At 60.9% G+C, this 15,025-nt stretch carries 12 protein-coding genes; 9 read left to right on the top strand and 3 right to left on the bottom strand.

The features are described from left to right. Nucleotides 1-73 precede the first annotated feature (73 nt). The 3 genes from VC35_RS00920 to VC35_RS00910 form a co-directional block, all read right to left on the bottom strand. Nucleotides 74-4,963, bottom strand: a complete 4,890-nt coding sequence (locus VC35_RS00920) for a dermonecrotic toxin domain-containing protein (RefSeq protein WP_185754723.1) — start codon at nt 4,961-4,963, stop codon at nt 74-76. 135 nt (nt 4,964-5,098) lie between these two features. Further along, a complete protein-coding gene (locus VC35_RS00915; RefSeq protein WP_046037183.1) occupies nt 5,099-5,818 on the bottom strand; it encodes a FadR/GntR family transcriptional regulator in 720 nt (239 codons plus the stop codon). A 229-nt stretch (nt 5,819-6,047) separates the two neighbouring features. Further along, entirely contained in the window at nt 6,048-7,784 is a 1,737-nt protein-coding gene (locus tag VC35_RS00910; RefSeq protein WP_046037182.1) for an IlvD/Edd family dehydratase, read from the bottom strand. Nucleotides 7,785-7,978: 194 nt separating this feature from the next. Here VC35_RS00910 and VC35_RS00905 point away from each other — a divergent pair, with 194 nt between their 5' ends. From VC35_RS00905 to VC35_RS00870, 9 genes are all read left to right on the top strand, one after another. Continuing rightward, entirely contained in the window at nt 7,979-9,286 is a 1,308-nt protein-coding gene (locus tag VC35_RS00905) for an MFS transporter (RefSeq protein ID WP_046037181.1), read from the top strand. Between the two features lie 132 nt (nt 9,287-9,418). Further along, a complete protein-coding gene (gene araD1 / locus VC35_RS00900; RefSeq protein WP_046037180.1) occupies nt 9,419-10,411 on the top strand; it encodes an AraD1 family protein in 993 nt (330 codons plus the stop codon). A gap of 10 nt (nt 10,412-10,421) precedes the next feature. Continuing rightward, nucleotides 10,422-12,002, top strand: coding sequence for an aldehyde dehydrogenase (NADP(+)) (locus VC35_RS00895; protein ID WP_046037179.1), 1,581 nt, complete (start codon nt 10,422-10,424; stop codon nt 12,000-12,002). A gap of 164 nt (nt 12,003-12,166) precedes the next feature. Beyond that, a complete protein-coding gene (locus VC35_RS00890) occupies nt 12,167-12,463 on the top strand; it encodes a DUF5629 family protein (RefSeq protein ID WP_046037178.1) in 297 nt (98 codons plus the stop codon). After that, on the top strand, nt 12,456-13,625 hold the full coding sequence (locus VC35_RS00885) for a lactonase family protein (RefSeq protein ID WP_046037177.1): 1,170 nt from the start codon (nt 12,456-12,458) through the stop codon (nt 13,623-13,625). The genes VC35_RS00890 and VC35_RS00885 overlap by 8 nt, the downstream gene beginning before the upstream one ends. A gap of 156 nt (nt 13,626-13,781) precedes the next feature. Next, nucleotides 13,782-13,961, top strand: coding sequence for a hypothetical protein (locus tag VC35_RS00880; protein WP_007979950.1), 180 nt, complete (start codon nt 13,782-13,784; stop codon nt 13,959-13,961). A gap of 217 nt (nt 13,962-14,178) precedes the next feature. Further along, the gene (locus tag VC35_RS29815; RefSeq protein WP_259674415.1) at nt 14,179-14,304 is read left to right on the top strand and encodes a hypothetical protein; all 126 of its coding nucleotides are present in this window, start codon (nt 14,179-14,181) and stop codon (nt 14,302-14,304) included. 115 nt (nt 14,305-14,419) lie between these two features. After that, nucleotides 14,420-14,632, top strand: a complete 213-nt coding sequence (locus VC35_RS00875) for a hypothetical protein (protein ID WP_046037430.1) — start codon at nt 14,420-14,422, stop codon at nt 14,630-14,632. Further along, the gene (locus tag VC35_RS00870) at nt 14,629-14,886 is read left to right on the top strand and encodes a hypothetical protein (protein ID WP_046037176.1); all 258 of its coding nucleotides are present in this window, start codon (nt 14,629-14,631) and stop codon (nt 14,884-14,886) included. The genes VC35_RS00875 and VC35_RS00870 overlap by 4 nt, the downstream gene beginning before the upstream one ends. The last annotated feature ends 139 nt before the right edge of the window (nt 14,887-15,025 follow it).

Here is a 15,025-nt window from a genome sequence, read left to right as displayed (position 1 = left end):
CACCGAAAGCCGCGACCTGAAAAGGCGCGGCTTTCGACGTTTCTGGCGGCGTAATTCGCAGCTGTCGACTCGACTAACGAACAGGCAGCAGGTCCAGGAACAGCCTTTGATCCCGTGGTGGGGTAATGGGGCTGTAGAGGTCGCGGATGATCACCTTGTTGTCCGGCCCGGCTTGGGCAATCAGATCCTTGAGGGTCATGAAGCGATGTTCGGGGCGTTTGAGGTGGGCGATGGTGTAGGTCGAGGGCGCGCTGTTCGCCTGGGCGTAGTGGAAATGCGCGTACCACAGCACCGTCTCCGAGTTTTTCTCCCGAATGGCGAATTCCGTCAGATAGTCTTTGGCGGCCGTCCGCTTGAGTGCCTGTACCAGCCCGATGTCCACCGCCTGGCGATCGCGAAGGTACTCGATGCTTTCCTGTCGGGGTCGTTGGGCCTTGTATCCCTCGATGCAATGTTGCTGGCCTTTGAGCCGGGTTTCGCTGGCGGTGTTGCGCAATGATTCAAGCTCGTTGCTGATTTGCGGATTGCCTGGCTGGGCGTGCTCCAGTTCGCTGGCCAGCGTTTCGATCCGTTCGGCCTGGTGTTCCAGCATATCGCTCCAGTCGCGGGGGTTGAGTTCATCCCGCCGTTGCGGATCACTGAGCTTTCTTTTCTGAAATTCGATTGAACGCTCAATGGCGGGGATTTCGTCGATCAGTCGCTGCCCCTCCGTGCGTAGCGCGGCAACAGTACGCGGTTGCGCGGCGTGCACAGGCCGCACCGGCGCGGCTTCGACAATTTCGACCCACCCCTCATTGGGGTGCTCCATGAACCGTCCACTGACCTGGAGGGTGACCGGGTTTCGGGTGACGATTGTCGGAAACGGCATGCCAGTGCTCGCCGGTTCCAGCTCTCCCACCAGGGCGCCGTTATCCCGTGACTTGAACACCCGTTTGGTCTTCGACGGTGCTTTGACGGGTTTGAGGGGGGCGGGCAATACCGGCAGAAATTCGTCCTCGCGCAGCAGATCGGCCAGTTCGCTCTCGGCATTGTCCCGTACGATCTCCAGACGCTCCATCAGCAGCGCCATATAGCGGGGTCGGATCAACGGCGACTCAAGCTCCAGCAGTGAAGTGTTGATCTGCAGGCGTCTTTTGTAGTGCCTGATCAGGTTGATCAGGACGTCCTTGCGCTCCTGGGAGGTAAAGCCATCCGTGCTCAGCAGCTCCAGATGGGAGTCTTCGAGCGCTGACATGGCGCCCAGACGGTCTTCATGAACCTTGAGAAAGTACTGCTCCTGCGGGGTTTTCGCCTCGACGGTGGTGTCGATGCTCAAGATATTGAGTACGTCGAGCGACTCGAGGAAGGCGGTGACTCGGTTGGAAAACCTTCGGTCAGGATGGCTTTTGAGGTATTTCAGGCGTTGTGCCGGCCCGGTCTTGAAGTCCTGCGCAAGCTCTGTCAGAACCCCATCCTGCGTGATGATTGCCTGGGTATGTCGCTCGGAGGCGGCAAAAAGGTTTTCCAGAAGGTCGTACATGCGCTGGGCGGTTTCGATGTCATTGCTGTTGTGTTGCAACTCGATCAGCGACTCGCCTTGCTCGGAAACGAAGCTGGCCAGGTAGAGGGTCGCCAGCCGATAGATCCTCAGTCCGTAGGAGGACAGGATCGCGGTGTACTCGCCGATCGCTTTTGCCTCGTATTCGAAGCGCACGTCAACGTCCTTGAGTTGTCGATAGGCCTGGATCAAATCGCGACGGGCCTGGATCAACTGATCGACAATGACCTGATCTCTTTCCTGCAATACCTGGAAATCCAGTCGGCTGCGGGATCGATCAATGGCCTTGAGCCGATGGTCGCCCTGGAGGGCCTGATCCTCGGGCGATGCGCGAAGCCGTATGCGGGCGGTTTGCAGTTCGTTGTCGGCGCTGTCGTACGCGATTCTTGCGGCTTCCAGTTGCCGGTCCATTTCCTTTGCCTGTCTTGCCAGCGTCGATACGGTGCCACCGATTCGGTTGACCTCGACGGTGGCTTGCTCACGTTTCTTGTCTAATTCCGCCAGTTTGGCTTTGAGTCGATTCTTGGGACCACCGCCCTGCAGCTTCAGGCCCGTGTCCAGCGACCATCTGCCTTGTCCGTCGGTCTTGAGCTTGAAGCCGGGATGGAGCGGCTTTTCGGGGTGAATGATGTAAACGTCGCCGAACCCTGGAACGATACTGACCTTGAACAACAATCCGCCCAGCGAGGCATGCCATTGATGGTCGATACGGTACAGCCCCTTGAACATGCCGATTTCAACGGGGGCGGGCACCTGGACGGGCCAGGCGACCTTGAGCTCGAGCAATGCATTCAACAGGCGCTGGCTTGAGGAATCCCTGGCGGTGGAGTGAATGAAATCGATCCGGGTGTGGTCAGAGGCCGGCGGTTCTGCGGGCAAGCCGACCACACCTTGCTCGATGACGGCGGTCGCAGGAGCGACATCCTGGGGGGGACGACGCAGGCGGGCGAGGCGCGCTGGCGGCTCTGCCGGCCGGGGTGCTGGTGTCGAAAGCCCGGGCGGATGGGGTCGGGACGATACATGCAACAGGATCAAACCGACATTGAGCAGCAGATCGACCCAGGCCAGTTCCCTGGTGGTCGGGTCATTGCTATGCAGCGCCGTCACATCGCTTTTCAGGGCTACGGCCAGCTGCAGCATCCAGCCGGCCAGCATCGCCGGGCCACGAAGCACTGGCAGGAGCAAGGCGTTGAACAGCAACCAGCCGCCCTCGCGCACGATGGCCCAGCGGTTTTCAGCGTTGGAAACCGACTCTCTGTCAGCCAGGTCAATGAGCGCCCGTGCGTTGCTGGCGTAGAGGTACTGCATCAGATTCCCGGTGGCCTGCGCCTGTACCAGCGAACCAGGTTCTTCATCGGTGCTGGAGCCCTGAGCCAACTGTGCGGGCTCCGGTTTTTCCCAACGGACGGTTTCGTCTCCCGGGCCGAAACGAAGGATGTGGGGGCTGTTGAATCCGTCATTGCTGTAGATCGGCCGGGCCCTGTCCGGCAGCCAACTCAGTACACTGTCTTGCAGGGGGCCGACTTGTGCAACGGCGTTGAGCAATGCTTCACGGCTGGAGAATTGCTGCAAGGCGTCCTGGTACACGGGCCGATACAGGATGTGCGGGCCGATGTCGGTGTCGCGCGGCTCAATGATGAACATGTTGTCGACGACATCGGCGGTCGCGCCGGCCTTGCGGGTAAAGGCAAGCGCGCGGACGACGATGTCCTGACCATCGACGACGCGCTCGGGTGCATGGGGGTGCAAGACGGCCTTTACATATCGGTATCCCTCGAAGCTCAGTCCGTGCTCGCCGCGGATCGTGTGTTCCAGCGCCTGAAGCGGCAGGTGTGCTTTGAGCGCCTGGCCAAACCGGATTTCGCGACGTTGCGATTCGCTGTTGTCTTCGAGCAGCAGGGTTTTGAGGGTATGCGGGTAACGTTCGCCGATGTTCACCCGGCTGATCAGCCCTTCGGTGCTGCTGAACAGACCTTTTTCACCCAGGATGTAGTCGGCGCTCAGCCAGGACGGGACGGCTTTGCCGGTCTTGTCCGTGATGGTCATGCTGCCCGAGGGCGTGGCGCTGAGGTTGTGGATGGCCAGTTCAGTCAGCGTCATGGGGACGCGGGTGATGAAACCGCTGCCCAGATCACCGGCCGCCACATGAAAATCGAGCAGCAGATCGCCAGGTTCGCAATCGGAATCTGGATGGTCCAGTCGCATCTGGTCACGCAAGGCGTTGTTGGTGAAATCATGCAGGTTTTCGATGCCGTCGAGGAAGGACTTGCCGCCTGTCTGTCGTTGCAACTGCGCCTGCTCGACCAGCAATTGACGATATTCGGTACGCTCGCTGTCGCTGGCGTCCTTGAGCCATTGGGGCAGGGTCGCGCGTATTTTTTCGACAGATTGCTGGCCAGGTGCCGGAGCATGGCTGAAGTAAGGGGTCGGGTCGGTACTGGCCGCGAAGCGTTCTTCCAGTGCGCGAACCCCCTGGTCGGCGGGAAGCCGGATGGCGTCCAGGTTCTCCAACTGGCGCTCCAGCAGCAGCGCGGCCTGTGTATCGAAGATATTGCCATCGGGCTCGGAACGCTTGATGACGACTTTGTCGGCGATGAACTGGCGCTCCACCTCACGGCCCCATGCCTGATTGAACGCCTCCATGCTCGGGTACGACTCCAGACGACCTGAAACACGGTACAAAAAGACCCTGCTTTCTTGCACCACGAGCAGGTCCGGCGAGGTGAAGGACGTGCTTTCGCCGTTGCGTATCAAACAGGTTTCCAGGCAATAGGCATGCACAAAACCGTCAGGGTGGGGGATGGCCAGGCGCTCACGACGGTCGGGATATCGAGCCAGTTCGTAAAGTGCGGCCCTGTCATCTTGTTGAGCGGCGGGAAGAAGGCTCGCCGCACTGTTCAGACCGCTTGCCAGCAGGTCACCCAGCCATTGCCAATGGCTGACCCTGGTGTCGGGCGCCTGGTTCCAGTAGGCCGTCAAGGCATCCTGAAACCGGGTGCCCAGGGTCAACGCCAATGACTGGATTTTTTCCTGGATAACGCCCATGTCGGGACGCTTTGGCCCTTGCGCTTCGTAGGTCAGACGCGAAGGCGCGCGGTTGGTGAGGAAGTGTACGCGTCCGTCAATTTCTGCCGTGAGATTCAGCGATGTGTTGTTGCCCAGGTAGTCCAGGGCCACGTCGATCAATAGCTTGAGGTCCCATCCTCCCGTCCGGTTGGGAATGGCGAGCCGGGTGACATCCAGATCCAGGGCCAGAGGCGGGTAGTGCTCCAGGATACTGGCGTGAAGCATTTGTCCGGCGACCTGGCGCAACGTCGGTCGGCTGGCGAATCGACGGGCGACTGCTTGAGTGGGAGCGTCGCTGGTAGCGGGGCGTGTGGGTTGTTCCTGAGTCTCGTCCGGCGGGACGGTGGATTGATTCTGCATTTCGGATACCGTTCTGTAGCGAAAGAAGTGTCGTTTCGCTGCCAGAATGGCGAGTTTGTCGCGGGCGAGTGCGGTATCCGGCTACCACCGGAGTACTCGAATAGTGTGTTGCCTGGTGACCGGCCGAAATATCTCTCAGGGAAGCTCGGAGCCAAGTACGACATTCAGCGCGCTGCGGGCATCGTCCAGTTGCACCAGCGTCGCATGCCGCGCGCCGAGGGCATCGCGGTTTTCGATGGCGGTCAGGATTGCCTTGTGCCGGGGCAGCGCCAGTTCATGCAGGTTTGGCCGCTGGTTGGAATGCTTCAAGGCTTCGGCAATGGCCACCGAGAGCATGTTGCACAGGTTGGCCAGCAGGTCGTTGTGCGTGGCATCGGCGATGCGACTGTGGAAGTCCAGGTCTGGCTGCAACAGAGCCTCTGGCGTCGGCGCGGCTTCCATGCGCTGGTAGGCCTCACCGATGGAGGCAATGTCCGCCTCCGTGGCGAATTGCGCGGCGAGGGCGGCAGCGGCCGGTTCGATGATGCTGCGTACGCTGGTCAGCAGGTCAAAGAACTGATTCTGCGGACTACTCTGCATCAACCAGTGCAGCACGTCCGGATCGAGCATGTGCCAGTCCTTGCGCGGCTTGACCACGGTGCCGACCCGTGGGCGGGAATACACCAGGCCCTTGGCGACCAAGACCCGGGTGGCTTCACGCAGCACCGGCCGGCTGACCGCATATTCTTCGCACAACAGCGCTTCGGCGGGCAGTTTGTCGTCCGGCAGGAAACGTCCCGAGACGATCTGCATGCCCAGTTCCTGGACGATGCGCGAGTGCATGCTTTTGCGGTCGGAGGGTTTGCGGTAATCCATGGGGAGCGACGCGGTCCTGTGCGAATAGGTGTCGCGCATGATAGCAGGCGCGGCGGGATGCATCAGGCCTCAAAATCAGTGAGTATTTTGTGGCGAGGGAGCTTGCTCCCGCTCGGCTGCGTAGCAGACGCAATTCGGTTCGCGCGGTCTGACTGACCAATTGCGATAACCTTCATTAGGGCTGCTTCGCAGCCCAACGGGAGCAAGCTCCCTCGTGGAGTATGCAGTGTCAGTGCGAGTGACGCGGCACTTCAGCCCCGCGGCAACCGACCAGGAAGTCGAAGTCGCAACCCTGGTCGGCTTGCAGCACATGGTCGATGTACAGCTGGCGATACCCACCGACGATCAGGTTCTGCGGCGGTTGCAGGTCAGCCATGCGCGCGGCCAGTTCGGCGTCCGGAATATCCAGGTGCAAACGGCCGCTGGCGCAATCGAGTTCGATCCAGTCGCCTTCTTTCACTGCGGCCAGCGGTCCGCCGGCAGCGGCTTCCGGGGCGACGTGCAGGACAACCGTGCCGTACGCGGTGCCACTCATGCGCGCATCGGAAATACGCACCATGTCGGTCACACCCTGGGCCAGCAGCTTGGCCGGCAGGCCCATGTTGCCCACTTCGGCCATGCCCGGATAACCCTTCGGCCCGCAGTTCTTCATCACCAGGATCGAGTCGGCATCCACGTCCAGTTCCGGGTCGTTGATCCGCGCCTTGTACATGTCGAAGTTCTCGAACACCACCGCGCGGCCGCGATGCTGCATCAGTTCGGGCGTGGCGGCGGACGGCTTGAGCACGGCGCCCAGCGGTGCCAGGTTGCCGCGCAATACACAGATGCCGCCGTCGGCGCGGATCGGGTTGTCGAGGGTGCGGATCACTTCGTCCTCGCCATAGATCGGCGCGTCCCTGGTGTTCTCGCCGATGGACTTGCCGTTGACGGTCAAGGCATTCGGGTTCGGGATCAGGTTGGCTTCACCGAGGCGACGCAGCACGGCCGGCAAGCCACCGGCGTAATAGAACTCTTCCATCAGGAAGCGCCCGGACGGTTGCAGGTCGACGATGGTCGGCATGCCGCGACCGATACGGGTCCAGTCATCCAGGTCCAACTCGACGCCAATGCGCCCGGCGATGGCTTTCAGGTGGATCACGGCGTTGGTCGAACCGCCGATAGCGGCATTGACGCGAATGGCGTTTTCGAAGGCTTCCTTGGTCAGGATCTTCGACAGCTTCAAGTCTTCACGCACCATCTCCACGGCACGCATGCCGGACATGTGCGCCAGCACATAGCGGCGTGCATCCACGGCCGGGATCGCCGCGTTGTGGGGCAGGGAAGTGCCCAGTGCTTCGGCCATGCAGGCCATGGTCGAGGCGGTGCCCATGGTGTTGCAGGTGCCGGCCGAGCGGGACATGCCGCCCTCGGCCGCGAGGAAATCGTCGATGCTGATGGTGCCGGCCTTGACCTGTTCGCTGAGCTGCCAGACCACCGTGCCGGAGCCGATGTCCTTGCCCTTGTGCTTGCCGTTGAGCATCGGCCCGCCGGTGACGACGATGGCCGGCACGTCGCAACTGGCGGCGCCCATCAGCAAGGCCGGGGTGGTTTTGTCGCAACCGGTCAGCAGCACCACGCCGTCAATCGGGTTACCGCGAATGGCTTCTTCGACGTCCATGCTCGCCAGGTTGCGGGTGAGCATGGCGGTAGGGCGCAGGTTCGATTCGCCGTTGGAGAACACCGGAAACTCCACCGGAAAACCGCCGGCCTCGATCACCCCGCGTTTGACATGCTCGGCAATCTGGCGGAAATGCGCGTTGCACGGGGTCAGTTCCGACCAGGTGTTGCAGATGCCGATGATCGGCTTGCCATGGAACTGGTGGTCGGCGATGCCCTGATTCTTCATCCAGCTGCGGTACATGAAGCCGTTCTTGTCAGCCGTGCCAAACCATTGGGCGGAGCGCAGGGTGGGTTTCTTATCAGACATGATCGGTTCTCTTATTGTATGACTATATTGTTCGAGGTGAGGCGTAACATAGGCGTAAATTGAGCGCTTTGGAAGTGTTGTTGAGTAAATAGTATTACTATATAGTCCGCTCAAACGGAGGAATGGCCCTGGCGAATTTTTCGCGAGAGGCGTCCCCCGAGGTTCTATAACAACAACAATCGGAGACCGATCTCATGAGCCAGGAACTGCGGCTTATCCGTCGCATCACGCTGAAACTGATTCCCTTCCTGATCCTGCTGTACCTGATCGCCTATGTGGACCGCTCCGCGGTGGGCTTCGCCAAATTGCACATGGGCGCCGACATCGGCCTGGGCGATGCCGCCTACGGTCTTGGCGCCGGGCTGTTCTTCATCGGCTACTTCCTGCTGGAAATCCCCAGCAACCTGATGCTCGACCGCTTCGGCGCACGCCGCTGGTTCGCGCGGATCATGATCACCTGGGGCGCCATCACCATCGGCATGGCGTTCGTCCAGGGGCCGAACAGCTTCTATGTGATGCGCTTTCTGCTCGGCGCCGCCGAAGCCGGGTTCTTCCCGGGCGTTCTGTACTACATCACCCAATGGTTCCCGGTGCGCCATCGCGGCAAGATCCTCGGGTTGTTCATCCTGTCGCAACCCATCGCAATGATGATCACCGGCCCGGTGTCCGGTGGCTTGCTGGGCATGGACGGCGTGTTGGGCCTGCACGGCTGGCAGTGGCTGTTCATCGTCATTGGCTGCCCGGCGATCCTGCTGACATGGCCGGTGCTGCGCTACCTGCCGGACGGCCCGCAGCAAGTGAAGTGGATGGACCAGGCGGAAAAGGACTGGCTGAGCGGAGAGCTGAAAAAGGATCTGGATGCCTACGGCCAGACCCGTCACGGCAACCCGTTGCACGCCCTCAAGGACAAGCGTGTCCTGCTGCTGGCGCTGTTCTACCTGCCGGTAACCCTGAGTATCTATGGCCTGGGCTTGTGGCTGCCGACCCTGATCAAGCAGTTCGGTGGCAGCGACCTGGTGACCGGTTTCGTTTCCGCGGTGCCGTACATCTTCGGGATCATCGGCCTGCTGATCATTCCGCGCAGTTCCGACCGCTTGAACGACCGCTATGGCCACCTCGCCGTGCTTTACGTGCTGGGTGCGATTGGCCTGTTCCTCAGCGCCTGGCTGTCGGTGCCGGTGCTGCAACTGGCGGCGCTGTGCCTGGTGGCGTTCGCATTGTTCTCTTGCACGGCGGTGTTCTGGACCTTGCCGGGCCGCTTCTTCGCCGGCGCCAGTGCGGCGGCGGGGATCGCCTTGATCAACTCGGTGGGCAACCTCGGCGGCTACCTTGGCCCATTCGTGATCGGTGCACTCAAGGAATACACCGGCAATCTGGCTTCGGGCCTGTACTTCCTGTCGGGGGTGATGGTGTTCGGGCTGATTCTGACTGGCGTCGTCTATCGCCTGCTGGAACGCAAACACGTCCTGCCAGCCGATCAATTTGCAGCAAGTGCACGCTAATCCAATGTAGGAGTGAGCCTGCTCGCGATAGCGTCGGCACATCCAATGTTGTCGGTGACTGATACATCGCTATCGCGAGCAGGCTCACTCCTACAGGGATCTGCGGTGTTTTGAAGGAATAGGAGAAAATTCATGCGTTTGGTTCAGTTCGAATTGAGTAACGGCGAACGCCGTGTCGGTGTGGTCGAGGCAGGGCTGGTCCGTGAAGTGCAGGATGCGCGCACCGTTCGCGATCTGGCATTGGCGGCGATCGAGGCGGGCGCAAGCCTTGAGCAACAGGTACAAAGCCTGGGGCTGGGCATCAGCCACGACTATACCGAACTGCTTACGCAGCGACGCATCCTGCCGCCGCTGGACCACGCGGACCCGGCGCACATGCTGGTCAGCGGCACGGGCCTGACCCATCTGGGCAGTGCGTCGGCCCGGGACAAGATGCACCAGCAAAGTGGCGACGAAACCGCGATGACCGACACCATGCGCATCTTCAAGTGGGGTGTGGAGGGCGGTAAACCGGTGGCAGATGAAGCCGGTGTGCAGCCGGAATGGTTCTATAAAGGCGATGGCAGCATCGTCGTCCGGCCCGGCCAGCCGTTTCCCCTGCCGCCGTTTGCCGAAGATGCCGGTGAAGAGCCGGAGATCGCCGGCCTGTACGTGATCGGTCACGACGGCAAGCCGTATCGCCTGGGTTTTGCCGTGGGCAACGAGTTCTCCGACCACGTCATGGAGCGCAAGAACTACCTGTACCTGGCCCACTCGAAACTGCGCAGCTGCAGCTATGGTCCGGAGCTGCGGGTCGGCGAACTGCCGCAGCATCTGGCGGGCACCAGCCGCATCCTGCGCGACGGCGAAGTGCTGTGGCAGAACGAGTTTCTCAGTGGCGAGGCGAACATGTGCCACAGCCTCGCCAACCTCGAATTCCATCATTTCAAGTACAGCCAGTTCCTGCGCCCGGGGGACGTGCACATTCACTTCTTCGGCACGGCGACCCTGTCCTTTGCCGACGGTATTCGCACGCAACCGGGTGACGTGTTCGAGATCACCCAGGCTGAATTCGGCGCGCCATTGATCAACGGCATCGCACCCGTCGCAGCGGCTTTCGAACCCGGCACCGTCGGCACACTTTGAGGAGTTACCCATGACCCGGATTCTTGGACACAACTACATCGGCGGCCAACGCAGCGCCGCCGGCAGCGTCAAGTTGCAGAGTGTCGATGCGACGACGGGCGAGGCCTTGCCCGACGATTTTTATCAGGCGACCCTGCAGGAAGTCGATGCGGCGGCCAACGCGGCGGCGGCCGCGTATCCGGCCTTCCGCAGCTTGAGTGCGGAGCGGCGGGCGCAGTTTCTCGAGGCCATTGCCGATGAACTGGATGCCCTCGGTGATGATTTTGTCGCTGTGGTCTGCCGCGAAACGGCGTTGCCGGCGGGGCGGATTCAAGGCGAGCGTGGACGTACTAGCGGCCAGATGCGCCTGTTTGCCAAAGTCCTGCGTCGCGGGGATTTCTACGGTGCGCGAATCGACCGGGCATTGCCGGAGCGTCAACCGTTGCCGCGTCCGGACCTGCGTCAATACCGTATCGGCCTCGGACCTGTGGCGGTGTTCGGTGCCAGCAACTTTCCGCTGGCGTTCTCCACCGCCGGCGGCGATACCGCTTCGGCGCTGGCCGCCGGGTGCCCGGTGGTGTTCAAGGCCCACAGCGGTCACATGACCACGGCTGAATGGGTGGCGGATGCGATCATTCGCGCCGCCGAGAAAACCGGGATGCCGGCCGGGGTATTCAACATGATCTACGGTGGTGGCGTCGGCGAGGCGCTGGTCAAGCATCCGGCGATTCAGGCCGTGGGTTTCACCGGTTCGCTCAAGGGCGGTCGTGCCTTGTGCGACATGGCGGCAGCCCGTGCGCAACCGATTCCGGTGTTCGCCGAGATGTCCAGCATCAACCCGGTGATCGTGTTGCCCCAGGCGTTGCAGGCGCGGGCCGACACGGTCGCCCGGGACCTCACGGCATCGGTGGTTCAGGGCTGCGGCCAGTTCTGCACCAATCCGGGCCTGGTGATTGGCATTCGCTCAGCGTCATTCAGTGCCTTTGTGCAGCAAGTGGCCGGGATGATGGGTGATCAGCCGGCGCAAACCATGCTCAATGCCGGAACCCTGAGCAGCTATGGCCAGGGCGTGCAAAAGCTCCTCGCGCATCCGGGGGTTGAGCATCTGGCCGGCAATCCGCAGCAGGGCAAGCAGGCACAGCCACAGTTGTTCAAGGCCGATGTCAGCCTGCTGCTCGATGGCGATGAAGTGTTGCAAGAGGAAGTGTTCGGCCCGACCACGGTGGTGGTTGAAGTGGCAGATCCTGCGCAACTGATGGCAGCCTTGAACGGCCTGCACGGTCAGCTGACCGCCACCGTCATTGGCGAGCCGGAAGACTTCGAGCAGTTCGTCGGGCTGACGGCGTTGCTGGAACAGAAGGTCGGACGCATCCTGCTCAATGGCTATCCGACCGGTGTGGAAGTCTGCGATTCGATGGTCCACGGCGGGCCTTACCCGGCAACGTCCGATGCGCGCGGTACGTCGGTGGGCACACTGGCCATCGATCGTTTCCTGCGCCCGGTGTGCTTCCAGAACTACCCGGACAGCCTGCTGCCGGATGCGCTGAAGAACGGCAATCCGCTGCGCATCCAGCGACTGGTGGATGGGCAGTCGTCCCGCGAGGCGCTGTAGCAGACAAGCACAATCCCTGTGGGAGCGAGCCTGCTCGCGAATGCGGACTACCCGTCAACATCTACATCGACAGGAATACCGCTATCGCGAGCAGGCTCGGTCCTACATTGGATCGGGACACAATGAGCTATCATTGCGTTTTTCTCATTTAAAGACTGATTGCCATGACTGCCCCAACCGACACCTTGCTCAATGCCCTCGAACACTGCGGAATGGTCGAAATCGACGGGCTGCATGCCTTCGAATTCGCCCTCGACGAGTTTGATAACCTGCACGTTGAATGCATGGATGGCCGTGCGGCCAAACACTGGGAGTTCACCCCGGCGCAGATCCAGGCTGCAACCTTCGACACCATGCTGCAAAGCTGGTTGATCACCGGTGACTCGGGTGAACACCGTTTGGTGTGCCTGGGCGATGTCGTCAGCGGTGACAACGAAGATGACGACCAGGACGATGCGTAACCTCTGGCCACTGTTGATGGCCGGCAGCATCGGCGCCATGGGCGTCCAGGTCGCATCCGCCGATGACTATCAACTGCTGGTGGGCTCCTACACCGCCGGTCAAAGCCAAGGCATCTATCGCCTGGCTTTCGACAGCCGCACCGGGCAGATCGATGCCAGCCCCCTGCAAGTGATCAAGAGCGAAAACCCGTCGTGGCTGACCCTGTCGAAGGATCAGCGACACCTGTTCGTGGTCAACGAAAACGGCCCGGGCCAGGCCGATCCGGTAGGTCGCGTCAGCAGTTTCGCGATCGATCCCAAGACCCATGCGCTGAGCCTGGTCAGCCAGGTGCAAAGCCTGGGCAACGAGCCGACCCATTCCAGTCTCAGCACCGATGGCAGCCATTTGTTTGTCAGCAATTATTCGGTGGCCGAAGACCCGGGCGGCACCCTCGCGGTATTGCCGGTGGCGGCCGATGGCAAGCTCAAACCGGTGGTACAGATGAGCAGCCACCCGGCGAGCCGGGTCAATCCCGAGCGCCAGGCCTCGGCCCACGTGCATTCGACCATCCCGTCGCCGGACGGCAAGTACGTGTTCGTCAATGACCTGGGCGCCGACAAGGTGTTTGCCTACCGCTTCGACCCCAAGGCCAATCCAGAACTGCCGTTGACCCCGGCCACCCCGGCGTTCGTGCAACTGCCGCCGGGCAGCGGGCCGCGCCACCTGCTGTTCAGCGCCGATGGCAAACACGCTTGGCTGACCATGGAAATGAGCGCGCAAGTGGCGGTGTTCGATTACCACGACGGCCAACTCGAACAGACGCAGATGGTCGATCTGGCGGCTGGGCAACCGGTCTCGGACAAGGCTGCGGCGGCGTTGCATGCCTCGGCTGACGGCAAGTTCCTCTACGTCAGCAACCGTGGCACGGCCAATCAACTGTTGGTGTTTGCCATCGATCCGGCGAGCAGCCACCTCAATGAGCTGCAACGGCGAGCGGTGGAGGGCGATCATCCACGGGAATTCAGCCTCGACCCGAGCGGCAAGTTCCTGTTGATCGCCAACCAGAAAAGCAACCAGATTGTCGTCGTCGAACGCGACGCCAGGACCGGTCTGCTGGGCAAGACCGTGCAAAAACTGCCGATGGACGCCCCGAGCGACCTCAGGTTTTTGCTGCGTCAATAAGCCGCAGGCCCCGGTTGATAGGGCCTGCCTGCTTTTATTAATGACGCTGATATCTGGTACTGCTACAAAGCATTTCAAGGCACGAACCCTCGAGGGTTAAGTTTGCTTCACGGCCCCACCGGGCAAGCAAGCCAACTGAATCCGAGGAATACCGCCATGAACTTCAACATCTTCTCTGTCATTGCCGCTTCCGCCATTTCTGCCACTGTTGCGCTGCCAGCCAGTGCCAACGTTGAAATCAGCGACAAAAAAGCCCACACCCAGAGCTACACCCAGAAGTACCTGCAACAGAGCGCCAACTTCTACGCCGCGCTGGATCACAAAACCCAGGCCTGAACGCCAACCCCTGCCTTTATGCAGGAGCGAAGTCACTGATGATCGAAGACCCTGATGTTGAAACACGGGTGTTGAAAATGATCAGAGTGATGTCGCTCCTGCATAACGCTTTTGCGACAGCATCATTTTGCCATCAATGTCGCGCTTGATATCACATGGCCATACGTTTAAATTGACGCTGATTTTTTGACCCCTCCTCACGGCAAGGATCGGCAGCATGGTGACGCGTCTGGCATTGGTTCTTCTGTTTCTCTATTCCACCCCCATTCTGTCGGCAGCCGACCCTGTTCCGGGTGAGCCGGAGGCTGCGCGCGAGCGTTTGATAAGTTTTATTGAAGACTGAAATAGTCTGGCTTAATGATCAATGAAGTTGATGGTCACTATGGATAACCCTGAGTGGTTACCCAGGCTTTTTTGATCGATTCTGTGGGCATTGAAACATGCCTGCGGAGAACATCATGGCCAGCGCAATTCTCACTTCTGCCAAACACGGAGCCTATGTAGCGATCGGTCTTTACCTTGCCATGGTGCTGCTGGTCAGCCTTTCAGCCCAGTCGCAAGTCACCTTCGAAGCACCGATCCAGGTCGCTCATCCCGGCATCCAGTTTGAACACAGTGGGCAAAACGCGCGAGTTGATCAGGCGGAACTCGCGGGAGTCATCGGCGCATGAAAGGGCACAGACTCTGGGTCATCGCCTTCCTGGCGTTCATGACCAACGGATCCTCCCTGTTGGGAATCGGCCAGGGCTCGGCGGGCTCGGTGGCACGGGCCATCGAAGCCAATCACAACATTGCCCGCAGCATCGAAAACGCCAATGCCCAAGGCATGCTGGCCGGCAATCCGCCGATCAGGAATGAAGGCGTGGTTTTCGGGCCGTTCCAGGTGGATTGCTCGGCGATCGGGATGTGTGAGGTGTTGGCGTAAACCCACAGCTAACGGGTTCTTCTGTGGCGAGGGAGCTTGCTCCCGCTCGGCTGCGCAGCAGTCGTCAACCGGTTGATGTGGTTTACCTGAAGAGTTGAGTGCACAGGATTTGGGGCCGCTTCGCAGCCCAGCGGGAGCA

Source organism: Pseudomonas fluorescens (assembly GCF_000967965.1).
GTDB classification, from domain to species: Bacteria; Pseudomonadota; Gammaproteobacteria; order Pseudomonadales; family Pseudomonadaceae; genus Aquipseudomonas; species Aquipseudomonas grandcourensis.
Note: the sequence above shows the minus strand (reverse complement) of the source record. Positions and strands in the feature narration are given on the sequence as shown.

Coding starts and splice junctions, on each gene's coding strand:
- VC35_RS00920 (WP_185754723.1), bottom strand. CDS start 4,963: ATGCAGAATCAATCCACCGTCCCGCCGGACGAGACTCAGGAACAACCC.
- VC35_RS00915 (WP_046037183.1), bottom strand. CDS start 5,818: ATGGATTACCGCAAACCCTCCGACCGCAAAAGCATGCACTCGCGCATC.
- VC35_RS00910 (WP_046037182.1), bottom strand. CDS start 7,784: ATGTCTGATAAGAAACCCACCCTGCGCTCCGCCCAATGGTTTGGCACG.
- VC35_RS00905 (WP_046037181.1), top strand. CDS start 7,979: ATGAGCCAGGAACTGCGGCTTATCCGTCGCATCACGCTGAAACTGATT.
- araD1 (WP_046037180.1), top strand. CDS start 9,419: ATGCGTTTGGTTCAGTTCGAATTGAGTAACGGCGAACGCCGTGTCGGT.
- VC35_RS00895 (WP_046037179.1), top strand. CDS start 10,422: ATGACCCGGATTCTTGGACACAACTACATCGGCGGCCAACGCAGCGCC.
- VC35_RS00890 (WP_046037178.1), top strand. CDS start 12,167: ATGACTGCCCCAACCGACACCTTGCTCAATGCCCTCGAACACTGCGGA.
- VC35_RS00885 (WP_046037177.1), top strand. CDS start 12,456: ATGCGTAACCTCTGGCCACTGTTGATGGCCGGCAGCATCGGCGCCATG.
- VC35_RS00880 (WP_007979950.1), top strand. CDS start 13,782: ATGAACTTCAACATCTTCTCTGTCATTGCCGCTTCCGCCATTTCTGCC.
- VC35_RS29815 (WP_259674415.1), top strand. CDS start 14,179: ATGGTGACGCGTCTGGCATTGGTTCTTCTGTTTCTCTATTCCACCCCC.
- VC35_RS00875 (WP_046037430.1), top strand. CDS start 14,420: ATGGCCAGCGCAATTCTCACTTCTGCCAAACACGGAGCCTATGTAGCG.
- VC35_RS00870 (WP_046037176.1), top strand. CDS start 14,629: ATGAAAGGGCACAGACTCTGGGTCATCGCCTTCCTGGCGTTCATGACC.